The organism is Cellulomonas humilata, from assembly GCF_030814415.1.
GTDB lineage: Bacteria > Actinomycetota > Actinomycetes > Actinomycetales > Cellulomonadaceae > Cellulomonas > Cellulomonas humilata_A.
The window spans coordinates 309,340-330,259 of sequence record NZ_JAUSVB010000005.1 but is presented as its reverse complement, the minus strand read 5'-3'; the positions used below and the strand labels follow the sequence as shown (position 1 = coordinate 330,259).

General features: G+C 70.4%; 22 protein-coding genes. 12 read left to right on the top strand and 10 right to left on the bottom strand.

The genetic code is table 11. From position 1 onward, the window contains the following. Positions 1–97: 97 nt before the first annotated feature. On the top strand, positions 98–655 hold the full coding sequence (locus J2X26_RS17850) for a YceI family protein (RefSeq protein ID WP_307494050.1): 558 nt from the start codon (positions 98–100) through the stop codon (positions 653–655). A 56-nt stretch (positions 656–711) separates the two neighbouring features. Here the strand turns inward: J2X26_RS17850 and J2X26_RS17845 are convergent, their stop codons facing one another. Beyond that, the gene (locus J2X26_RS17845; RefSeq protein ID WP_307494049.1) at positions 712–1,419 is read right to left on the bottom strand and encodes a redox-sensing transcriptional repressor Rex; all 708 of its coding nucleotides are present in this window, start codon (positions 1,417–1,419) and stop codon (positions 712–714) included. A 52-nt stretch (positions 1,420–1,471) separates the two neighbouring features. Further along, positions 1,472–1,741, bottom strand: coding sequence for a glutaredoxin family protein (locus J2X26_RS17840; RefSeq protein ID WP_307494048.1), 270 nt, complete (start codon positions 1,739–1,741; stop codon positions 1,472–1,474). Positions 1,742–1,895: 154 nt separating this feature from the next. Between J2X26_RS17840 and J2X26_RS17835 the strand changes: the two genes are divergently transcribed. The 3 genes from J2X26_RS17835 (at position 1,896) to J2X26_RS17825 (ending at position 4,733) form a co-directional block, all read left to right on the top strand. Next, positions 1,896–3,266, top strand: coding sequence for an RNA-guided endonuclease InsQ/TnpB family protein (locus J2X26_RS17835; RefSeq protein ID WP_307494047.1), 1,371 nt, complete (start codon positions 1,896–1,898; stop codon positions 3,264–3,266). A 124-nt stretch (positions 3,267–3,390) separates the two neighbouring features. Then, complete coding sequence (locus J2X26_RS17830; RefSeq protein WP_307494161.1) at positions 3,391–4,215, top strand: HAD family hydrolase; 825 nt, start codon at positions 3,391–3,393, stop codon at positions 4,213–4,215. Next, positions 4,212–4,733, top strand: a complete 522-nt coding sequence (locus J2X26_RS17825; RefSeq protein WP_307494046.1) for a GNAT family N-acetyltransferase — start codon at positions 4,212–4,214, stop codon at positions 4,731–4,733. Before J2X26_RS17830 ends, J2X26_RS17825 begins: the two co-directional genes overlap by 4 nt. On the opposite strand, the gene J2X26_RS17820 is transcribed toward J2X26_RS17825, so the two are convergent. Then, positions 4,730–5,704: an IS481 family transposase gene (locus J2X26_RS17820; protein WP_307494045.1), complete on the bottom strand. Its 975-nt coding sequence runs from the start codon at positions 5,702–5,704 to the stop codon at positions 4,730–4,732. The two genes, J2X26_RS17825 and J2X26_RS17820, sit on opposite strands and share 4 nt — an antisense overlap. Positions 5,705–5,833: 129 nt before the next feature. On the opposite strand from J2X26_RS17820, the gene J2X26_RS17815 reads away from it, so the two are divergent. Continuing rightward, on the top strand, positions 5,834–6,148 hold the full coding sequence (locus tag J2X26_RS17815) for a hypothetical protein (protein WP_307494044.1): 315 nt from the start codon (positions 5,834–5,836) through the stop codon (positions 6,146–6,148). Between the two features lie 56 nt (positions 6,149–6,204). On the opposite strand, the gene J2X26_RS17810 is transcribed toward J2X26_RS17815, so the two are convergent. The 3 genes from J2X26_RS17810 to J2X26_RS17800 are packed head-to-tail and all read right to left on the bottom strand — an operon-like array spanning position 6,205 to position 10,039. Further along, the gene (locus J2X26_RS17810) at positions 6,205–7,230 is read right to left on the bottom strand and encodes an arabinan endo-1,5-alpha-L-arabinosidase (RefSeq protein ID WP_307494043.1); all 1,026 of its coding nucleotides are present in this window, start codon (positions 7,228–7,230) and stop codon (positions 6,205–6,207) included. 5 nt (positions 7,231–7,235) lie between these two features. Further along, complete coding sequence (arfA, locus tag J2X26_RS17805; protein WP_307494042.1) at positions 7,236–8,744, bottom strand: arabinosylfuranosidase ArfA; 1,509 nt, start codon at positions 8,742–8,744, stop codon at positions 7,236–7,238. After that, the gene (locus J2X26_RS17800) at positions 8,741–10,039 is read right to left on the bottom strand and encodes a glycoside hydrolase family 27 protein (RefSeq protein WP_307494041.1); all 1,299 of its coding nucleotides are present in this window, start codon (positions 10,037–10,039) and stop codon (positions 8,741–8,743) included. Before J2X26_RS17800 ends, arfA begins: the two co-directional genes overlap by 4 nt. 292 nt (positions 10,040–10,331) lie before the next feature. Here J2X26_RS17800 and J2X26_RS17795 point away from each other — a divergent pair, with 292 nt between their 5' ends. From J2X26_RS17795 to J2X26_RS17775, 5 genes are all read left to right on the top strand, one after another. Then, complete coding sequence (locus J2X26_RS17795; RefSeq protein WP_307494040.1) at positions 10,332–11,687, top strand: ABC transporter substrate-binding protein; 1,356 nt, start codon at positions 10,332–10,334, stop codon at positions 11,685–11,687. A 72-nt stretch (positions 11,688–11,759) separates the two neighbouring features. After that, on the top strand, positions 11,760–12,704 hold the full coding sequence (locus J2X26_RS17790; protein ID WP_307494039.1) for a carbohydrate ABC transporter permease: 945 nt from the start codon (positions 11,760–11,762) through the stop codon (positions 12,702–12,704). A 21-nt stretch (positions 12,705–12,725) separates the two neighbouring features. Further along, positions 12,726–13,622, top strand: coding sequence for a carbohydrate ABC transporter permease (locus J2X26_RS17785; protein ID WP_307494038.1), 897 nt, complete (start codon positions 12,726–12,728; stop codon positions 13,620–13,622). 2 nt (positions 13,623–13,624) lie between these two features. Then, positions 13,625–14,878 carry an arabinan endo-1,5-alpha-L-arabinosidase gene (locus J2X26_RS17780; RefSeq protein ID WP_307494037.1) on the top strand — a complete coding sequence of 418 codons (1,254 nt, stop codon included), beginning with the start codon at positions 13,625–13,627 and terminating at the stop codon, positions 14,876–14,878. Beyond that, positions 14,875–15,510 carry a DUF624 domain-containing protein gene (locus J2X26_RS17775; RefSeq protein ID WP_307494036.1) on the top strand — a complete coding sequence of 212 codons (636 nt, stop codon included), beginning with the start codon at positions 14,875–14,877 and terminating at the stop codon, positions 15,508–15,510. The genes J2X26_RS17780 and J2X26_RS17775 overlap by 4 nt, the downstream gene beginning before the upstream one ends. 13 nt (positions 15,511–15,523) lie before the next feature. On the opposite strand, the gene J2X26_RS17770 is transcribed toward J2X26_RS17775, so the two are convergent. The 4 genes from J2X26_RS17770 to J2X26_RS17755 all read right to left on the bottom strand — a co-directional run bounded on the left by J2X26_RS17770 (position 15,524) and on the right by J2X26_RS17755 (position 18,640). Then, on the bottom strand, positions 15,524–16,600 hold the full coding sequence (locus J2X26_RS17770) for a LacI family DNA-binding transcriptional regulator (RefSeq protein ID WP_307494035.1): 1,077 nt from the start codon (positions 16,598–16,600) through the stop codon (positions 15,524–15,526). Between the two features lie 152 nt (positions 16,601–16,752). After that, entirely contained in the window at positions 16,753–16,851 is a 99-nt protein-coding gene (locus J2X26_RS17765) for a 30S ribosomal protein bS22 (protein ID WP_003792170.1), read from the bottom strand. Positions 16,852–17,011: 160 nt separating this feature from the next. Next, entirely contained in the window at positions 17,012–17,242 is a 231-nt protein-coding gene (locus tag J2X26_RS17760) for a helix-turn-helix domain-containing protein (RefSeq protein ID WP_307494034.1), read from the bottom strand. Positions 17,243–17,452: 210 nt separating this feature from the next. Next, on the bottom strand, positions 17,453–18,640 hold the full coding sequence (locus tag J2X26_RS17755; protein WP_307494033.1) for an acetoin utilization protein AcuC: 1,188 nt from the start codon (positions 18,638–18,640) through the stop codon (positions 17,453–17,455). Positions 18,641–18,780: 140 nt separating this feature from the next. Between J2X26_RS17755 and J2X26_RS17750 the strand changes: the two genes are divergently transcribed. Both J2X26_RS17750 and J2X26_RS17745 read left to right on the top strand, forming a co-directional pair. After that, on the top strand, positions 18,781–20,157 hold the full coding sequence (locus J2X26_RS17750) for a TrkH family potassium uptake protein (RefSeq protein ID WP_307494032.1): 1,377 nt from the start codon (positions 18,781–18,783) through the stop codon (positions 20,155–20,157). 64 nt (positions 20,158–20,221) lie between these two features. Beyond that, positions 20,222–20,857, top strand: coding sequence for a potassium channel family protein (locus J2X26_RS17745; protein ID WP_307494031.1), 636 nt, complete (start codon positions 20,222–20,224; stop codon positions 20,855–20,857). Positions 20,858–20,920: the final 63 nt, after the last annotated feature.

Sequence of the window (20,920 nt, the reverse complement as noted above, 5' to 3'; positions counted from 1 at the left end):
CCTCCGTCCTCGGTCGTGGGGTTGCGGCCCTGGAGCGAGTGTAGTACAACTTTGAACTAACAGTTTGGTTGACAGTTCAACAACCACGGAGGATTCCATGAGCACCGCGACCACCACCCTTCCCGCCGGCCTCACGACGGGCACCTGGGCCATCGACGCCTCGCACACCGAGGCGGCGTTCACCGTCCGGCACGCCGGCATCTCCAAGGTCCGCGGCACCGTCGCGGTCACCGACGGCACGGTCACGGTCGGCGACGACCTGGCGACCACCGCGGTCTCCGTCACGCTCGACCCGTCGACCGTCAGCACCGGCGACGCCAACCGCGACGGCCACCTCAAGAGCGGCGACTTCTTCGACGTCGAGAAGTTCGGCCAGTGGACGTTCGTCTCCACCGAGGTCCGTGGCGCTGGCACGAACTACGTCATCGCCGGCGACCTGACCATTCACGGCGTCACGCGGCCCGTCGAGCTCGAGACCGAGTTCAACGGCACCGCGGTCGACCCGTTCGGCAACACGCGCGCCGGCTTCGAGGCCAGCGTGACGATCTCCCGCAAGGACTTCGGCCTCACCTGGAACGCGGCCCTCGAGGCCGGTGGCGTCCTGGTGTCCGACAAGGTCGTCATCGCGCTCGACGTCTCGACCATCAAGGGCTGACACCGCCCCCTGCACGACGACGGCCGGGTCCCTCACGGACCCGGCCGTTCGCATGCTCAGGCGCCCGTCCCGGTGCGCCGGCGGTCGTGGAACGCGAGGATCTGCAGCTCGGAGGCGACGTCCACCGCCCGCAGGTCCACGTGCGGCGGCACCCGGAGCGCCCGCGGGGCGAACGTGAGGATGCCGACGACACCGGCCGCGACCAGCTCGTCGCACACGTCCTGCGCGACGGCCGCGGGCGTGGCGATGATGCCGATGGTGGCGTCCGACCCGCTGACCACGTCGTGCAACGCGGCCGGCGGCTGCACGACCAGCCCTCCGACCGTCGTCCCCACCACCGCGGGGTCCGCGTCGACGAGACCGACCACCGCGAACCCGCGCTCGGCGAACACCGAGTAGCTGGCCAGCGCGTGCCCGAGGTTGCCGATGCCCACGATGACGACCCGCCGCTGCGTCGTCAGGCCCAGCACAACCGAGATCTGCTCCGAGAGGTGCAGGACGTCGTACCCCACCCCGCGCCGGCCGTAGGAGCCCAGGAACGACAGGTCCTTGCGCAGCTGCGCCGGGGTGACCCCCGCACCGGCGGCCAGCTCCTCCGACGACGTGGTGACCACCCCGTCGGCCGTCAGGCCGTGCAGGACCCGCAGGTAGCCGGGCAGCCGGGCGACCGTGGCCGTGGGCACGTCTCGCGCGCCCGACCGCCCGACCGCACCCGGCTCCGCTGCCCTGGTGTGCGCCCGGGGTCCCCTCCGCTGCGTGTCCACATCGACTCCCGCGAACGCCCCTTGTGGGACCCGGTCGCCCGAGCCCTGCTGGTCAGGCTAGGGGGCGGGGACCAGCCGGGGTAAGGGTTCGGCGCAGCCGGTTCGCGTCGATCCGCCAGTAGCCCTGCTGCACACCGTCGACCTCGACCACCGGGACCAGCTCGCCCAGCTCGGAGGCGAGGTCCCGGCCGGGCGTCTCGGCCGTGTCGATATCGACCTCGGTCCACCCGGTGCCGGTCTCCGCGCACACCGTCCGCACCACCTCCCGTGCGTCGTCGCACAGATGGCAGCCGACTCGGCCGTAGAGCACCACACGCGTCATGGCCTCACCGTCTCATGACGCGCCCGTACGGGTGGACGGGCACCACGTCCACGCACGACCATCTCTTGGGCCCGTGGACAGCTCTCGCTCAGGTTAGCTGGTGACTGGACGGTCGGATGGCCGTGGCGTACCCGACCCACGACGGCTGAGTGCGATGTGGGTGGTCGACGGCAGTATCTGGATCGTGATCGCGTCACGGGAGCAGTCGAAGCGGTACGGCCCCGGCTCTCTCGTCGTCGACGGTACTGACGTCACCGTGGCTCGCAAGGCGCAGTTCGCGTTCAGGCCCTCCCGCAAGCAGGAGGCTCAGCTGCAGGAGCTTCTGTCGATCTCGTGCGAGGTTTACAACGCAGCTCTCCAGGAACGCAGGGACGCGTATCGGATGGCCAGCAAGACGCTGTCGTGGCAGGACCAGTTCAACGAGGTCAAAGACCTGCGCGGTGTCCGCGACGACGCACTCGCATTCGGCATCCAGCCAGTGCGCGGGGCGATCAAGCGGTGCGACGAGGCGATGTCCGCGTTCTTCCGCCGGGTCAAAGCCGGCCAGACGCCCGGCTACCCCCGGTTCCGATCGCGCCGCCGCTACAACACGGCATTCTGGGACGAACCCACGTCCTGGGCCGTCAACGCCGAAACGCGCAGCCTGCGGCTCCAGGGCATCGGCGTCATCGGTCTCCCGAAGTCCGCCGCACATCAGCTCGGCCGGATGCTCGAACGTGGCGGCGTCCCCAAGACCCTGACGGTGACCCGCCGTCAGGCTGGAACGGGCTGGGCGTGGCGCGCCACCGTCGGGTTCACAGGTGTTGCGGTCGACGCTACCCCTGCGGTGAGCTCGATCACCGGTGTCGACCGGGGCGTTGTCGTCGCCGCCGCGACGTCCGCTGGTGACCTGCATCGGATGCCGAAGTACCGCAGGGCGCTGCGCACGGACATCGCGGACCTCGAGCGCGCGCAGGCACGCAAGAGGAAGCGGTCACGTGCCTGGAAGCAGCTGGGCACCCGCATCGCACGGGAGCGGCGCGCCGCTGCGAACCGAGTCGACAACTGGGCATGGCACACCGCAAAGGCGATCGTCGAGAAGACCCACGTCGTCGCGTTGGAGGACCTCCGCCTCGTGGCGATGACGAAGTCCGCGAAGGGAACGATGGAGAACCCCGGCACGAACGTGTCCGCGAAGAAGGGCTTGAACCGGGAGCTGCAGGACGCGGCGCTGGGGTTGTTGGGTGTCAGGATCTGCGTCAAGGCTGAGAGTGCCGGGCGTCGGATCTGGGCGGTCAACCCCCGCGACACGTCCCGCACCTGCTCCGTGTGCAATCACATCGACCCAGACAACCGGGTCGATCAGGCCACGTTCCACTGCACCGCCTGTGGGCACGGTGCCCACGCGGACGTGAACGCAGCCATCAACATTGCCGCTCTCGGGCGGCGGTGCGAGGACGCGTGGGTGGCAGCGGGTGCGCCACCGTTGACCCGCAAGAAATCGCCGCGCACCAGGCGCAAGACCACAGTTGCTCCCTCAACCTGACCGATGCATCGGGGCCGGGTCGGCTCCGAGACCACCGAGGTGGTCGAACGGACGAAAACCGTCCACAGGCCCTTACAGTGACCAGGTGCGTCAGGCGTCCGGGAACTCCAGCGCCCCCGCTCCCGTGCTGCGGGACCCGGGGTCCGGCCCGGACGGTCCCGGCACCGGCGCGTTCTTCGACGTCGACAACACGATCATCCGCGGCGCCAGCGCGTTCCACCTGGGCGTGGGCCTGTACCGCCGCGGCTTCTTCCGGCGGCGGGACCTGATCGAGTTCGGGTTCCACCAGTTCCGGTACCTAACGTTCGGCGAGAACAAGCACCAGATCGACGAGGTCCGCAGCCGGGCGCTGTCGATCATGAAGGGCCACTCGGTGGCCGAGGTCACCGCCATCGCGGAGGACGTCTACGACGAGGTGCTGTGTCTGCGGATCTACCCGGGGACGCAGCGGCTCCTCGACCAGCACATCGCCGCGGGGCACTCCGTCTGGCTGGTCACGGCGACGCCCGTGGAGATCGGGTCGCTGATCGCCCGGCGCCTCGGTGCGACGGGGTCGCTGGGCACCATCGCCGAGCACGCGGACGGCTTCTACACCGGCCGGCTGGTGGGCGACATGCTGCACGGTCAGGCCAAGGCCGACGCCGTGCGCGCGATCGCCGAGCGCGAAGGCATCGACCTGTCGACGTCGTACGCGTACGGCGACTCCACCAACGACGTCGCGATCCTGTCCGAGGTCGGCTTCCCCTGCGCGATCAACCCCGACCGCCGCCTGCGCCGCTACGCGGCCACCGTCGGCTGGCCGGTGCGCGAGTTCCGCAACCGACGGCGCAACGCGCGACGGGGCACGACGGTCGCGAGCCTGGCCGGGCTGGCCTGGGCCGGCGGGCTCATCGCCCGTGCCATCGTGCGCTCGTGGCGCGGTACCGGCGGTCCCGAGGACGTCCTGTGACGGTCCGGCCCGCTGAGCACGGTGAGCTCGACGCGCTCGCGCGGCTCGCGGCACTGACGTTCCCGCTCGCCTGTCCGCCCGGCTCCACCGCGCAGGACCAGCAGGCGTTCATCGAGGCGGTGCTCTCGCCTCAGCGGTTCGCGGAGTACCTCGACGACCCTTCCCGGGACGTGCTGGTCGCCGGGGATGACGAGCTCGTCGGCTACACCATGCTGGTCGCCGGGGAGCCCGCGGACGAGGACGTGCAGGCGGCGCTCCACCTGCGCCCGACCATCGAGCTGTCCAAGTGCTACGTGCACCCCGACCACCACGGCGCCGGGATCGCCAACGCGCTGATGACCGCGTCGCTGGAGGTCGCCCGCGAGCGCGGCGCGCACGGGATGTGGCTGGGCGTGAACCAGCAGAACGCGCGGGCGCAGGCGTTCTACGTGCGGTCGGGGTTCGCGGTCGTCGGCACCAAGCACTTCACCGTCGGCACCCGGGTCGAGGACGACTACGTGCTCGAACGCCCGCTCTAGATGTACTGACCCGCAGCGTTGTTGACGCGGTCGATGGGGCGTTGGCCGCCGATGCCGAGGTGGGGTCGTTCCAGGTTGTAGTGCTCGAGCCAGGCGGGCAAGAGTGCTGCGCGGTCGGTGTTGGTGGCGAAGACCTGGGAGTAGGCCCACTCGCTGGCCAGGGTGCGGTTGAGGCGCTCGACCTTCCCGTTGGTCCACGGGCAGTGCGGGCGGATGAACTTCTGGTCGATGCCGAGCTCGGCGATAGCCGCACGGAACGCGACCGAGCGCCGGTAGCAGAATGCGTTGTCGCTGATCACACGCTCGACGTGGATGCTGTGGTCCGCGTAGAACGCGACCGCTCGGGTCAGGAACTGGGCAGCGGTGGCGCCCTTCTCGTCGTCGTGGATCTCGGCGTAGGCCAGCCGGGAGTGGTCGTCGATCGCGGTGTGCACGTAGTCATAACCCGACCCGCGTAGGCGGTTGGGGCGTTCGCCGCGGCCGTGTGCCTTCCACCCGCCACCGTCGGGGATCCGGCCGAGCTTCTTGACATCGATGTGCACCAGCGAACCCGGATAGGGGTGCTCGTAGCGGTTCGCCGAGCGGCGGGTGGCGCGGATCAGCTGCCCGGTCAGCGGGTCGCAGTCGGCCAACCTGGGGACCTGGTGGCGGGCCAGGATCCGGCCCACGGTCGAGGCCGGCAGTCCGAGGTGATGCCCGATCCAGACCGGTCCGCGTCGCGAGAGCATCCGCGCGATCCGTACCCGTGTCTCCACACAGGCCGGTGTGCGGTGCGGGTGTCGGTGGGCGACGCTCGACCGATCCACCAGCCCGGCCCTTCCCTCGGCCTGGTACCGGCGCCACCATCGCCATGCGGTCGTGCGTGAGACGCCCATCTCCGCGGCTACGTGCGCGACCGGGCGACCCGCCGCGATCCGCTGGACCATCAACAGCCGCCCGGGCGGGTTCATCGGGGCATTAGCGTGAGACACGAGAGACCTCCGTTGGTCCTAGTGGGTTCCTTCAGCAGTTCCCACTCGACCCGGAGGTCTCTCGTCACGTCAACAACGGTCCTGGTCAGTACATCTAGACCGCTTCGGCGACTGCGAGGAGATGCGTCGGTGGACGCCGTCGAACGACCCACGGTGGTGTGCCTCTGCGGCTCGCTGCGCTTCCAGGACCTGTTCGAGCTGGAGCGACGGCGGCTGACCTCCCGAGGCGTGATCGTGCTGGGTCCCGAGGCGACGAGCGACGAGCTGACGCCCTCCACGCGCGAGGCTCTGGGCGAGCTGCACCTGAGGCGGATCGACCTGGCGGACGAGGTCCGCGTGGTGAGCGAAGGCGGCTACGTCGGAGAGTCGACACGGCGCGAGATCGCGTACGCGCGGGAGAAGCGGAAGGTCATCAGCTCGGTGGAACCGACTCTCGACCTGTAACCACGTCCGCGCCGTGTCCGATGTCGACGCCCGTCCCGACGGATCGCGATGTCGACCTAGTCCTGCTCCTCGCGCGTCGTCGCGACGGGCCAGCCGTCCTCGTCCCACGCCAGCTCGCGGATCTCCAGCCGGAAGTCGCCCCCGGCGGCAGCGTCGTAGTAGTGGAACGCGAGATAGCCCTGGGAGACGGACTGCCCGCCCGGCCCGACCATGTCGCCGGTCGAGGTCAGCAGCTGCTCGCCGCCGTCCATGGTCATCTCCTTGCCGGACCGGTCGACGTACGGACCGGTGACGTTCCGCGAGCGCCCGACGGCGATGTTGTAGGTCGAGTCGGTGCCCCGGCAGCAGGAGTCGCGCGACACGAACAGGTAGAACCAGCCGTCGCGGAGCACCAGGTAGGGCGCCTCGATCGCGTTCGGCGGCGAGGTGCGGCTCGCGATCGTCGTCGGTTCCGCACCCGCCACCGGCTTGCCCGACGGCCAGGACAGCTCGACCAGCTGGATGCCGCCCCAGAACGAGCCGAACGCCATCCACGGCGTGCCGTCCGCGTCCGTGATCACGCCGGGGTCGATCGCGTTGTAGTCGGTCTCCCCCGGCACCGACCGGAGGACCTCGCCCTGGTCCACCCAGGCGTACTCGGGGTCGTCGGGGTCGAGCGTCGTGTTCGTGGTCAGCCCGATCGCCGACGCGTTCGAGCCGAACGTCGACGCCGAGTAGTAGAGGTAGAACGTGCCGTCGTGCTCGATCACCTCGGGCGCCCAGAAGTTGGACACCCCCGGGACGGCCTCGTAGGCCCACTCCGGGCGGGTCTTGGCGCCCCAGACGGTGCCGACGAGCTCCCACGTGAGGCCGTCGTCGGTGGACCGTCGGATCTGCGGAGAGCCGAGGCCCTCCCGGACGTCACCCGTGGAGAACACGTACCAGGGTTCCCCCTCGCCGCCCACCACGAGGGCGGGGTCGTGGGTGTGGATGTCCCCGGTGAGGGGCAGCGCCGTCGCGGCGGGGTCGGCCTCCGGACGCGTACAGGCAGCCGTGCTGACCATGAGCGCGAGCGCGAGACCCGCCACGACGGCGCGACGCACGGCGGTCAGACCCCCAGCCGGACGACGTTCCAGGACACCGGCGGCACCTGCACCGACACGCGGCCGTCCCGGACGGTCGCACTCGTGTTGATCCGCGGCGCCACCGAGCTGTCGTCGTCGGCCGTGGCGGACCAGGTGTGGTCCGGGTTGGCCAGCGTGGTCGCCTCGACGACGCGCAGGCCGGGCAGCGAGCGCGCGTCGACCTCGATCGTGACCGTCTCGGTCAGCGAGCGGTTGACCGCGAACAGTGCGACGTCGCCCGTCTCGGCGTCGCGGGTGGCCACGGCGTCGACCAGGGCGGCGTCGCCGTACTTCGCCGTCTCGTAGGTGGGCGCCTCGACGGCGACCTGGAGCACGTCGCCGCGGGCGTACCGGGACGCCTGTGCGAACGGGTGGAAGATCGTCTGCTTCCAGGACCGGCCGCCCGGCTCGGTCATGATCGGCGCGATCACGTTGACCAGCTGCGCGAGCGACGCGGAGTGCACGCGGTCGGTGTGCCGCAGCAGCGAGATCAGCAGGTTGCCGACCACGACGGCGTCCGCGACGTTGTACCTGTCCTCCAGCAGCACGGGTGCGACGGGCCAGTCGTGCCCGGTCGGCGGCTTGGACTCGGCGCGGTGCTGGTACCAGACGTTCCACTCGTCGAACGAGATGTGGATCCGCTTGTCCAGCTTCTTGTGCGCGCGCACGGCGTCCGCGGTCGCGCTCACGGACTCGACGAAGTGGTCCATGTCCACGGCCGAGGCCAGGAACGAGCCGAGGTCGCCGTCCTCCTCCCAGTAGTACGCGTGGGCGGAGATGAGGTCGACCTGCTCGTAGGCCTCGGTGAGCACGATCCGCTCCCACTCGCCGAACGTCGGGATGGCGACGCCGGAGGACCCGCAGGCGACGAGCTCGAGGTCCGGGTCGACCATGCGCATCGCCCGGCCGGTCTCGGCGGCCAGCCGGCCGTACTCGTAGGCCGTCTTGTGGCCGATCTGCCACGGGCCGTCCATCTCGTTGCCCAGGCACCACATGCGCACGTCGTACGGGTCCTCCGCACCGTTCGCGCGGCGCTGGTCGGACAGGCGCGTGCCGCCGCGGACGTTGCAGTACTCGAGCAGGTCGACGGCCTCCTGCACGCCGCGCGTGCCCAGGTTCACGGCCATCATCGGCTCGACCTCGGCCAGCCTCGCCCAGCGCATGAACTCCTCGACGCCGACCGTGTTGGGGTCGGTCGAGTGCCACGCGAGGTCGAGGCGGGCCGGGCGCTGGTCGCGCGGGCCGACACCGTCCTCCCACCGGTAGCCCGAGACGAAGTTGCCGCCGGGGTAGCGCACGGTGCTGACGCCCAGCTCACGGGTCAGCTCGAGCACGTCCTTGCGGAACCCGTCGGCGTCGGCCGTCGGGTGCGCGGGGTCGTGGATGCCCGTGTAGACGCAGCGGCCCAGGTGCTCGACGAACGAGCCGAACGTGCGCCGGCGGACCGGACCGACCCGGAAGGCCGGGTCGAGGGTGAGTCGGACGGGGATCATGAGGTCTCCTGGTTCGGTCGATTGTCGAGAGCGGTCCAGCGCACCCCGTGGGACGGGACCTCGAGGACGAGTGCCCCCTCGGGTTCCCACGCGGTCGGGTGGAGGTCGGGGGTGGTCCCGGGGTCCCACAGGTCCCGGGTGGTCCAGGTGTCGCCGGCGGCGACGTGGCCGACCAGCGACGCGAGCGGGATCGAGACCGTCCGCGAGGAAGGCCCGGTCCAGAAGGCGGCGACGTACGTCGTGGCCCCGTCGACCGCGGTCCACACGATCAGCTCGCCGTCGTCGAGCGGCTCGCGGACGACCTCACGCCCGTCGGTGGCATTCCTCAGGACGCGGCCGACGGCAGGGTTGGCCAGCAGGTCGAGCGTCGCGGGGTCGCTGGTCGGCAGGTCTCCCCCGACCATCAGCGGCGAGCGCGCCATCACCCAGAGCGTGAGGATCGTGCGCTGCTCGTCGGGGGTGAGCCGGCTCTGCCGGTCGTCACCGCGTTCGGCGCGCAGGCCGATCCGGCCGAGCGGCAGCATGTCGGCGTCGGCCCAGCCGCCGGGGCGCTGGAACGGAGCCCACCGGGCGAGCCGCGCGAACTGCGCGTGCACGTCCTCCCAACGGTCCCAGAGGTCGTCGGAGATGCGCCACATCTGGGCGTGCTCGCGCAGGTGGTCGACGTGCGCGGTGGACAGGTGGGTGCCCGGCGACAGCGACAGGACGATGTCCCGGCCCGAGCGCTCGATCGCCCGCGCCCACGCCTCGACCGCGTCCGGGTGGTAGGGCGCGAGCATGTCGTCGACCTTGAGGAAGTCGACGCCCCAGCCCGCCAGCTGTGCGACGAGGCCGTCGAGGTACGCCTGCGCGGCGGGGTGGTCGTGGTCGAGCCCGTAGTTGTCCTCGTTCCACGGGCAGACCGAGGTGGTGTCGGCGGCGTCGCGGGCGGTCCAGGCGGTGCCCTCCACGGGGAGGTCCTGCTCGACGGCGATCCGCGGGATGCCCCGCATCAGGTGCACGCCGAACCGGAGGCCGAGCGTGTGCACCGCGTCGGCGAGCGGTCCGAAGCCGCGGCCGCCGGCGGCCGACGGGAACCTGTTCTCGGCGGGGAGCTGGCGCCCGAAGGCGTCGAGGACGAGCGACGAGCCGTCGTTGTAGCCGTGCGCGCGGGCCGCGGGGTCGTACCAGTCGATGTCCACGACGACGGTGTCCCACCCGTGCGGCAGCAAGCGCTCGGCCAGCACGGCCGCGTTGGCCAGGACCTCGTCCTGCGTGACCGTCGTCCCGTAGCTGTCCCAGCTGTTCCACCCCATGGGTGGTGTCTGCGCGTGGCGCGACATCTGGAGGCCCCCTTGCCCGTCGGCTTCTACATCGTTGTAGACGCATCATGCATGGCCGCTCGGATGCCGTCAACTGACCGTTATGCGTTCGTGGCTTGACCCGGCGGCGGTTGCCGTGTCATGTTCTACATCGTTGTAGATCAACGTTGTAGATGCAGCGTCGATCAAACGAATGAGGTCAACGACGACCCTGACGGACCAGCCCCACATCGGGTCCCGACGCGACCGTGACCTCGCACATCCTTGGGATATGGGAGGCAGGACGATGAAGAGGAACAGGCTCATCGCCGGCGCCGTGTGCGCCGCGGTCGCCGGGACGCTCACGCTCACGGCGTGCAGCGACGGCGGCGACGGCGCAAGCGACGGCGGCGACAAGGAGATCACGTTCATGTTCCGCGGTGGACCGGACGAGAAGGCGGCGTACGAGGCCGCCATCAAGAAGTACACCGAGGACACCGGCGTGAAGGTGAAGGTCATCGTGACCGACGCCGACCAGTACGCCACCAAGCTCCAGGCGGCCGTCGCCGGCAACAACGTGCCCGACGTGTTCTACATCGAGCAGGCGAGCCTGCAGTCGTACGTGAGCTCGGGCGTCCTGGCCGACATCACCGAGCAGGTCGACGCGAGCGGCATCGACCTGGACAACATCTGGCCGTACGGCGTCGACTCGTACCGGTTCGACGGCACGCTCCAGGGCACCCCGGACGGCAAGCTCTACGGGCTGCCCAAGGACGTCGGCCCGTTCTCGTTCGGCTACAACAAGACGATGCTCGAGGCGGCGGGCATCCCGCTGCCCGACAAGGACGTCCCGCTCACCTGGGACGAGTTCGTCGACATCAGCAAGCAGCTCACTGTCGACACCGACGGTGACGGCGCCGTCGACCAGTGGGGCACCGGGCTCAACGTCCAGTGGAACCTGCAGTCGCTGGTCTGGAGCAACGGCGGCGACTGGACCAACGAGGACCGCACCGAGGTCACCGTGGACACCCCCGAGTTCGCCGACGCCCTGCAGAAGTTCGCGGACCTCACCAACGTCGACAAGGTCACGCCGTCCGCGTCCGACGCCGCGACGCTCGACACGTACCAGCGCTGGATGGCCGGCGAGATCGGCTTCTTCCCCGTCGGGCCGTGGGACGTCTCGGTCTACAACGACCTCGACTTCGAGTACGACCTGATCCCGTGGCCGACCGTCGGTGACGGTGGCACGGCCACCTGGCTCGGCTCGCTCGGCATCGGCGTCTCCGCGACGTCGAAGCACCAGGACGACGCGGTCAAGCTGGTCACGTACCTGAGCACCGACGCCGACGCGCAGCAGACGCTCGTCGACGCCAACATCCAGATCCCGAACCTCATCGACATGGCCGAGGCGTGGGCGGCCGAGGAGGGCGCCGAGCCCGCCAACCGCCAGGAGTTCCTGGACATCGCGCAGGACTACGGCCGGGCGATGCCGGCGGCCTTCACGTACGGCGCCGAGTGGTACGACGAGCTCTGGACCAACATCCAGCCCGTCCTCGACGGCAAGCAGACCGCCGCCGACTACCTGGCCGAGGAGCAGCCGAAGATGCAGTCGCTCCTCGACGAGTCGAACGCCACCGCCGAGCAGGCCGCGGCCGGCAACTAGCCACCACCTCCTCCCTGTCCCCGCCGCCCGGGCACGCCCCCGGGCGGCGGGGACCCCTGGAAAGGACCCGAGATGACTACGACCGTCGAGTCGCCGTCCACCGGTCTGACGTCCGAGCAACGAGCGAAGCGGGCGAACCGACGCCTGCACCGCACGGAGCACCGGTGGGCGCTGGCGTTCGTCGCGGCCCCGATCCTCGGGTTCCTGCTCTTCACGCTGTACCCGATCTGCTTCGCGGTGTACGCGTCGCTGACCAGCTGGAACGGGCTGGGTCCGATGACGTTCGTCGGGCTCGACAACTACGTGACCCTGTTCGGCGACGAGTACTTCCGCATCTCGCTGTACAACACGTTCTTCTACATGATCGGCATCCCGATCGGCCTGGCGCTCTCGCTCCTGCTGGCCCTGGCGCTGAACCGGAAGATCCCCGGCCGCACGGCGTTCCGCACCATCTACTACGTGCCGGTCATCTCGTCGCTGGCCGCCATCGCGATCGTGTGGCAGTTCGCCTACAACGGCGACTTCGGCCTGATCAACCAGGTGCTCGCCTGGTTCGGGATCGAGGGCCCCGACTGGCTGCAGAACACCGCCACCGTCAAGCCCGCGATCATCATCATGGCCATCTGGAAGGGCCTCGGGTACTCGATGCTCCTGTACCTGGCGGCCATCCAGGGCGTCCCCGCCTCCTTGCACGAGGCCGCCGCGCTCGACGGCGCCAACGCGTTCCAGCGGCTGCGGAACATCACCTTGCCGATGGTGCGCCCGGTGACCTTCTTCCTGGTGGTCACCAACATCATCGCCGGGTCCCAGATCTTCACCGAGATCAACATCATGACGCCCGCCGGCGGACCGGAGTTCAGCTCCGCCTCGATCGTCTGGTACATCGTGCGCAAGGCGTTCAAGTACCAGCAGATGGGCTACGCGACGGCGATGTCGATCGTCCTCGGCGTGCTCGTCTTCGTCATCACCTTCATCCAGTTCCGCCTCAACCGGCGCAACAGCTTCAGCATCGACTGAGGAAGACACGGAGACGCTGTCATGGCCACGACCTTGATGAAGCCGCCCACCCCGGCGTTGAAGGACAAGCCCCGCACGGGCGCCCAGCGGGAGAACCGCCTCGGCAACGTCGCCCTGTTCATCCTGCTCGCCGTCGGCTCGCTCGCGATGCTCGCGCCGCTGCTCTGGATGTTCACGACCGCGCTGAAGACCAAGGTGCAGGTGTTCGCCCTGCCCCCGGTCTGGATCCCGAACCCCCCGCAGTGGGACACGTTCATCCGCATGTGGACCGAGGCCCCGATCCTGTCGGGCTTCAAGAACAGCCTCATCGTCGCGCTCAGCGTGACGATCATCGGGACGTTCACGTCCGCGCTCGCCGCGTTCGCGCTGGCCAAGCTGCGGCTGCCCTACAAGAACGCGATCTTCCTCGTCCTGCTGTCGGGCCTGATGGTGCCGTACCCGACGATCATGATCCCGCAGTTCGTGATGTTCTCCCGGCTGCACTGGGTGGACACCCTGCTGCCGCTGATCGTCCCCCTGCTGTTCGGGAACATCATCATGATCTTCTTCCTGCGGCAGTACCTGTCGACGGTGCCGGACTCGATGATCGAGGCCGCCAAGATCGACGGGGCGTCCTACCTGCAGATCTTCCGCGTGATGATCCTGCCGATGATCCGGCCGGCGATCGCCGCCCAGTTCATCCTCTGGTTCATGTTCATCTGGAACGACTACCTGGCGCCGATCCTCTACCTGAACACGCCGGAGAAGCAGACGCTCCAGGTGGTCATCGCCAACCTCAACGTCGAGTTCGCGACGCAACGCGACTACCCGCTGATCATGGCCGCGTCGTTCGTCGCGCTGCTGCCGATCCTGGTCGTGTTCCTCATCTTCCAGCGGCAGATCATCGAGTCCGTCGCGCTCACCGGGTCGAAGGGCTGATCGTGCTCCTCCCTGACACAGCCTTGTGGGGCGGCCGGCACGCGCACGACCCGACCGCTGTCCGCGACGACGACGGCACGTACTGGCTGTTCTCCACCGACGCGTGGTCCGACGGTCCCGTGCGCGCCGGCGTCCAGATCCGCCGATCGAAGGACCTGGTCACGTGGGAGTTCCACGGCTGGGCGCTCGACGGCGTGCCGACGGACGGCGCCGCGTGGTCCGGTGCGGTCGGCCTGTGGGCCCCCGACGTGGTGCGGGTGGGCGACGAGTGGCGCATGTACTGGTCGGCGTCGACGTTCGGCTCCCGCACCTCCGCGATCGGCCTCGCGGTGGCGCCACACCCGACCGGTCCCTGGGAGGACCGCGGGCTCGTGGTGACCAGCCGGCACGACGTCGACGGCCCGAACGCGATCGACGCGAACGCCGTGGTCGACGCCGACGGGCGGCACTGGATGGTCTACGGCTCCTTCTTCGGCGGCATCCACGCGCTCGAGCTGGACCCCACCACCGGCCTGGCCGTCGGCGAGGCGCCCGGCGTCCTGCTCGCCCGACGCCCCCACAGCGTCGAGGGGGCTGTCGAGGGCGCGTTCGTGCTCCCCCGCCCGGACGGCGGCTACGCCCTGGTGCTCTCGTACGACTCGCTCTTCTCGACCTACCACGTGCGCGTCGGCGTCTCCGCGCAGCTGACCGGCCCGTACGCGGACCGGGCGGGGCGCGACCTCACCGACCTCGACGGCGACCCCGCCCTCGTCGGCACCCTCATGCTCGCGGGCCACACGCTCGACGGCGGTCGCTCGTGGCTGGCCCCCGGGCACGCCTCCGTGCTGACCGACGGCGACCGGCAGCTGCTGGTCCACCACGTCCGTGACGCCAGCGACCCCACGCAGCACGAGGTCCAGGTCCGCCGGCTCGTCTGGACCGCCGACGGCTGGCCGGCCGTGTCGCCGCAGCCGTGGGCGGGCGACGCCGAGCCCGACGACCCGCCGCCCACCGACCCGGTCGACCTCGCCGGGACATGGGAGCTGGTGACGTTCGACCGGGCCACGGCCGGGTCCGTCACGACGTCGCGGACCATGACGATCGGCGACGAGCTCCTGGCGACCGTCACCTCGCACGGTGGTGGCCAGTTCGGCTGGCCGGGCTTCGAGCTCGTGGTGTTCCCGTCCGTCGACGCCGTGCGTGGCGTCCGCACGTTGTCCTTCGCCGGGCTCGACGCGGAGGGCAACGCGACGCTGGGCACCCGGGTGGGATCGTGAGCGACCTCGTGGTGGACGGCTGGGCCGGGCGCGTGATGGTGTTCCTGCGCGTCGGCACCCAGCTGGTCGCCGTGAACGTGCTCGTGGTGCTCGGCACGCTCCTCGGCGCCGTGGTGCTGGGCGCCTACCCCGCGCTCGCAGCGGGCGGCGGCCTGCTCGCTCGGCTCGTGGGCGGCTCCCCGTCCGAGCACCTGTGGCGCGAGTTCTGGTCCGCGTACCGGGCGGGGTTCCGTCGGCTCAACCTTCTCGGCGCACCGCTCACGGCCGGGTTCGCGCTCCTGATGCTCGACGCGTCCGTGCTCGCCGCCGCGTCGCCGGGGCCGACGAAGGCCGTGCTCACCGTCGGCGTCGTCGTGCTGACCACCTACCTGGTCCTCGCGCTCGTCACGCTGGTGCCCGTGGCCCGGCGGTACGACGACGTCCCCGCGACGCGCACATGGCGGTTCGTCGCCGTCGCGCCCCTGCTCTCCCCCGTCACCAGCCTGGCCGTCCTGGCCGTGCTCGCCGTCCTGGCGGTCACGTTCACCTATGTCACGGTGCTGCTGCCCCTGGTCGGGCTCAGCCTGCCGCTGCTGGCGTCCGGCTGGCTGGTCGACCAGCGGCTGACCACGCTCGACGCCCGCACGGCCTGATCGGTCGAGCCCCTCAGGCGCTCTGCGACGCGCTCGGCACGGCCGCCGCGGCCGCCTGCTCGCCCAGCGTCGACTCCCGGCCGATGATCTCGAAGTCGGTGATGACCTGCACGAAGGGCCTGCCCGGCTCGATCTCCTCGATGCGCGCGAGCAGCAGGTCGACCGCCGTCGTCGCGATCTGCTCACGCCCGGGCGCCACGGTGGTCAGCGTCGGGGACGAGTAGGCGGTCTCCTCGATGTCGTCGAAGCCGATCACTGCGATCTGCCCCGGGACGTCGATCCGCCGCGCGTGCAGCGCGTGCAGCGCGCCCAGGGCGAGGGCGTCGTTCAGGCCGAACACGGCATCGATCTCGACGCCCGAGTCCAGCAGCCGCTCCATCGTCTCGGCGCCCGTCGCGCGGTGCCACAGCCCGGCCTCGCCGATCAGCGCCGGGTCCACGGTCAGGCCGGCCTCCTCGAGCGCCTGCCGGTAGCCCTGCACGCGCAGCGCGGCCGAGCCCACGGTCTCGCCCTCGTGCGCTCCGATCACGGCGATGCGCCGGCGCCCCAGGTCGAGCAGGTGCTGCGTGGCGGCGCGGGCGGCCTCGACGTTGTTCATGGTGACGTGGTCCGCGGGTCCACCGAAGATGCGCTCACCGAGCAGCACCATCGGGAAGTCGACGTGCAGCGCCTCGGCGTCCTGCGGCCCGAGCTCGAGCGGCGAGAAGATCAGCCCGTCCGTGAGGTGCCGACGCTGCCCGGAGAGCACGTCGAGCTCGCGCTCGCGCACGGACCCGGTCTGTTCGATGAGGACGGTCAGGCCCCGGGCCTCGGCCGCGCGGATGACCGAGTCGGCGAGCTCCGCGAAGTACGGGAGGGACAGCTCCGGCACGGCGAGCCCGATGATCCCGGTCCGACCGCGGCGCAGGTTCCGCGCCGAGATGTTCACCTGGTACCCGAGGTCGGCGATGGCCGCCTCGACCCGTTCCTTGGTGGCGGGCCGGATGTACTGGTACCCGTTGACCACGTTGGAGACGGTCTTGATCGACACCCCTGCCCGCGCGGCGACCTCGTGCATCGTCACCGCGGAACCCCGCTTGGCCGTGCTCATCGCTGTCTCCCTGGTGCGCGCCCCTGCCAAGGGACAGAGTCCCAGACCAGAGCAACTCTACATCGTTGTAGAACGCTCGTGCCGGAAACACGACGGGCCCGGCAGGAGCCGGGCCCGATCGTCGGAGCTAGGCGACCGATGGCCGCCGTGGCTCACTTCTTGTTGCGACGCTGGTGACGCGTCTTGCGCAGCAGCTTGCGGTGCTTCTTCTTGGCCATCCGCTTGCGGCGCTTCTTGATGACGGAGCCCATGGGGTCCTCACTTCGCTTCCGATGGAGGCCCGGCGACGGGCCGTTCTGGTGGTCGATCGACGCGTAGAAGAGATCGAGTGCTACCGAGTCGACCACGCACGAACAAAGTCCGAAGCTCTACCTTACGCGATCACGAGGGCCCTGAGCGACGCGCAGGCGTTCAGGAGGACTTGCGGTCCTCGCCGTGAGGCTGCTCGCGCGTCTCCACGGCCGGCGACGTGGCCAGGTAGTGGTCGAGCGCGTCCTGCGGCACGCGGAACGAGCGGCCGACGCGGACCCCGGGCAGCTCGCCCGAGTGCAGCAGCCGGTAGACCGTCATCTTGGAGACGCGCATGACGTCGGCGACCTCGAGCACGGTCAAGAAACGTGTGCGGCCTGGCTGGTCGCTCATGATTTGCTTCCGTTCCGCCCGGCGCGCGGCGGGCCCGCGCACCCACCCTGCGGGTGCCGGACCAGCGTAGTGGCGCGTGGGACGCGTGGGATAGAGGGGACGCCTGGGACGTCGCTCATCCGGCCCAGTCCCCTGGCCCCGAACCCGACCTGGGTGACGTTCCGGCGGCCATGCCGTCACCCAGGTCGGGTTCGACGGGGTTCGACGGGATCAGTCGTGGTCCGGGTCCAGGCCCAGGGACGGGAAGACCGCGGCTCGGGTGGCGCGGATGGACCTGTCGACGTCGTTGCCCGGGTCGTAGCCCGAGGACCACGGGCTGAACCGGGCGTCGCGACCGTCGGTCATCAGGTCCGGACCCAGCCGTCCGTACCGCTCACGCACCAGGGAGCGCCACTCGTCGGGGATCTGCGTGCCCGGATCCACGGGGTGGTGCGTCGCGATCCCGAGCAGGTGCGTCCACGACCGCGGGACCACGTCGACCACGGCGTACCCGCCGCCACCGAGCGCCACCCACCGACCGTCCGCGACCTCGTGCGCCAGGTCGTGCAGCAGGTGCGCCGCGAGCACCTGCCCGTCGACGCTCACCCGCAGGTGCGTCAGGGGGTCCAGCAGGTGCGTGTCGCAGCCGTGCTGCGTGACCAGCACGTCCGGGTCGAAGGCGCGCACCACGGCCGGCACGACGGCATCCAGGGCCCGCAGCCAGCCGGCGTCGCCGGTGCCCGACGGGAGCGCGACGTTGACCGCCGTGCCCTCGGCGCCCGGTCCCCCGGTCTCCCGGGCGTGGCCGGTCCCCGGGAACAGGGCCTGCCCGGTCTCGTGCACCGAGACGGTCAGCACGCGCGGGTCGTCCCAGAAGACGGTCTGGACGCCGTCGCCGTGGTGGGCGTCGATGTCGACGTAGGCCACCCGCTGGACACCTGCCTCCAGGAGAGCGCGGATGGCCACGGCAGCGTCGTTGTAGACGCAGAACCCCGACGCCGACGCCGGCATCGCGTGGTGCAGCCCACCTGTGACGTTGACGGCGTGCAGCGCGCGCCCCTCCCACACGGCGAGCGCCGAGTCGACCGACCCCTGCACCACCCGGGCCGACGCCTCGTGCATGTCGGGGAACACCGGGTCGTCGGACGTGCCCAGGCCGAACACGGGGTCCGGGGTGCCGTCCGTGGACGCGGCGTGCACGGCGGCCACGTACGCGGGCGTGTGGACGGTCTGCAGGAGGGCGTCGGAGGCCATCTCGGCGCCGACCAGCTCGACGTCGTCACCGACCAGCAGCCCGAGCGCCTCGGCCAGCCGGATGGTGAGGTCCAGCCGCTCGGACGTCATGGGGTGCCCGTGACCGAAGTCGTACGCGAGCATCTCGCGCGACCAGACCACGCGCACGGGTGCCGACGACGTCATGCGCTCACCGTCGCACCCGAGGCCGTCGATGTCGATCCGACCGGACTGCGCCTCTCGCGAGCCTGTCGGGTCGATCCGGACGCCCGCGGCATGCCACAGTTGCCCCGACCGGCGAGCGCCGGCCGGTTGCGGGAGGTGTGATGGCGCGGGGTCGCCCGGGCGTGGCGTTGCGGTTGCGCGAGTACGTCGACCGTTCCGCACGGCAGTCGCCCGCCCGGCTCGCGCTCGGCGTGTTCGGCCTGGTGATCGGCACGGTCACGCTCGGCCTGTCCGCCCCGTGGGCGACGGCGACCGGAGAGCGCGCCCCGTTCGTCGACGCGCTGTTCACCGCCGCCTCCGCCAGCACCGTCACCGGTCTGGTCGTGGTCCCCACGGGCGAGTACTGGTCTGCCTGGGGGCTCGTCGTCATCCTCGTCGCCATCCAGATCGGTGGCCTCGGCGTGATGACGCTGGCGTCGCTGCTCGGCATGGCCGTCTCCCGCCGCATCGGCCTGACGCAGCGGCTGCTGGTGTCGTCGGAGACCAAGGAGACGCGGCTGGGCGAGGTCGGGTCGCTGATCCGGACCGTGATCATCACGTCCGTCGCGCTCGAGCTGATCATCGCGCTCGTCCTCTTCCCGCGGTTCCTCATGTTCGACGAGGACCTCGGCGCGGCGGCCTGGCACTCGATCTTCTATGCGATCTCCTCGTTCAACAACGCCGGCTTCGTGCCCACGTCGTACGGCCTCGCGCCGTTCGTGTCCGACTGGTGGGTGCTGATGCCCATCATCATCGGCGTCTTCATCGGCTCGCTCGGCTTCCCCGTGATCCTCAACGTGGCCCGGCACCTGCGCGAGGCGCGGCGGTGGAGCCTGCACTCCAAGCTCACGGTGACCACCAGCCTCGCGCTCGTCGTCGCGGGGTCGGTCCTCGTGGCCGCGTTCGAGTGGACCAACCCGGAGACGTTCAAGCCGCTCGGTCCCAGCGCCACGATCCTGGCGTCCCTGTTCGCGGGTGTCATGCCCCGCTCCGGCGGCTTCTCGACGGTGGACATCGGCGAGATGCACGAGGGCACCTGGCTGCTCATGGACGCGTTGATGTTCGTCGGTGGCGGCTCCGCATCGACCGCGGGCGGCATCAAGGTGACGACCCTCGCCGTCATGCTGCTCGCGATCATCGCCGAGGGCCGCGGCGACAAGGACGTCGAGGCCTATGGACGACGGATCCCGCGCGAGGCGCTCCAGGTCGCGATCGCCGTCTCGCTCGTCTCGGCGACGCTCGTGCTCGTCTCGTCGCTGCTGCTCCTGGCCATGACGGGGCTCACCCTGGACCGGGTGCTGTTCGAGGTCATCTCGGCGTTCGCCACCTGCGGCCTGTCCACGGGGATCACTCCCGGGCTGCCCGACGGCGCCAAGTACGTGCTCACCGTGCTCATGTTCATCGGCCGGACCGGCACGATGACTCTTGCGGCCGCGCTCGCGCTGCGCAACCGTCGTCGGGTGATCCGGCTACCAGAAGAGAGGCCGATCATTGGCTGACAGGTTTGGCGACTCCCTCAGAGGGACGCAGAACGCACCACGCACGCCCAGGAAGGACTCGGGTGTGCTCGTCATCGGGCTCGGCCGGTTCGGGTCCGCCATCGCCGCGACCCTGGACCGCCTCGGGCAGGACGTGCTCGCTGTCGAGCGCAACCCCGAGCTGGTCGCCCAGTGGGCCGGCCGCATCGCGCTGGTCGAGGCCGACGCCGCCAACCCGGAGGCGCTCGAGCAGCTGGGCGCGCGCGAGTTCCCCGTGGCCGTCGTCGGCGTCGGGTCCTACCTCGAGGCGTCCGTGCTGATCACCGGGAACCTGGTGGACATCGGCATCCCGCAGATCTGGTCCAAGGCCATCAGCAACGAGCACGCGCGCATCCTGCAGCGCATCGGCGCGCACCACGTGGTGCTCCCCGAGGCCGACGCCGGCGCGCGCGTGGCCCACCTGGTGTCCGGCAAGCTCCTCGACTACATCGAGGTGGAGGACGGGTTCACCATCGTCAAGATGCGCCCGCCCAAGGAGACGCAGGGGTTCACGCTCGCGCAGTCGAAGGTGCGCGAGCGCTACGGCGTGACCGTGATCGGCGTGAAGAGCCCGGGCATCGACTTCGTCTACGCCACGCCGGACACGCGCCTGTCGGCCAACGACCTGATCATCGTCTCGGGCCACGCGGACCTGCTGGAGCGCTTCGCAGCCCGCCCCTGACCCGCGAGCTCGGTGGTCCGCGTCGACCTCGGTGGCTGGAGCCGCCGAGCTGGACGCGGAGCA

Bases quoted from the DNA above. Each gene is read 5' to 3' on its own strand.
- J2X26_RS17850 (WP_307494050.1), top strand. From the start codon at position 98: ATGAGCACCGCGACCACCACCCTTCCCGCCGGCCTCACGACGGGCACC.
- J2X26_RS17840 (WP_307494048.1), bottom strand. From the start codon at position 1,741: ATGACGCGTGTGGTGCTCTACGGCCGAGTCGGCTGCCATCTGTGCGAC.
- J2X26_RS17835 (WP_307494047.1), top strand. From the start codon at position 1,896: ATGTGGGTGGTCGACGGCAGTATCTGGATCGTGATCGCGTCACGGGAG.
- arfA (WP_307494042.1), bottom strand. From the start codon at position 8,744: ATGATCCCCGTCCGACTCACCCTCGACCCGGCCTTCCGGGTCGGTCCG.
- J2X26_RS17800 (WP_307494041.1), bottom strand. From the start codon at position 10,039: ATGGGGTGGAACAGCTGGGACAGCTACGGGACGACGGTCACGCAGGAC.
- J2X26_RS17795 (WP_307494040.1), top strand. From the start codon at position 10,332: ATGAAGAGGAACAGGCTCATCGCCGGCGCCGTGTGCGCCGCGGTCGCC.
- J2X26_RS17790 (WP_307494039.1), top strand. From the start codon at position 11,760: ATGACTACGACCGTCGAGTCGCCGTCCACCGGTCTGACGTCCGAGCAA.
- J2X26_RS17785 (WP_307494038.1), top strand. From the start codon at position 12,726: ATGGCCACGACCTTGATGAAGCCGCCCACCCCGGCGTTGAAGGACAAG.
- J2X26_RS17770 (WP_307494035.1), bottom strand. From the start codon at position 16,600: ATGAGCACGGCCAAGCGGGGTTCCGCGGTGACGATGCACGAGGTCGCC.
- J2X26_RS17765 (WP_003792170.1), bottom strand. From the start codon at position 16,851: ATGGGCTCCGTCATCAAGAAGCGCCGCAAGCGGATGGCCAAGAAGAAG.
- J2X26_RS17760 (WP_307494034.1), bottom strand. From the start codon at position 17,242: ATGAGCGACCAGCCAGGCCGCACACGTTTCTTGACCGTGCTCGAGGTC.
- J2X26_RS17755 (WP_307494033.1), bottom strand. From the start codon at position 18,640: ATGACGTCGTCGGCACCCGTGCGCGTGGTCTGGTCGCGCGAGATGCTC.
- J2X26_RS17750 (WP_307494032.1), top strand. From the start codon at position 18,781: ATGGCGCGGGGTCGCCCGGGCGTGGCGTTGCGGTTGCGCGAGTACGTC.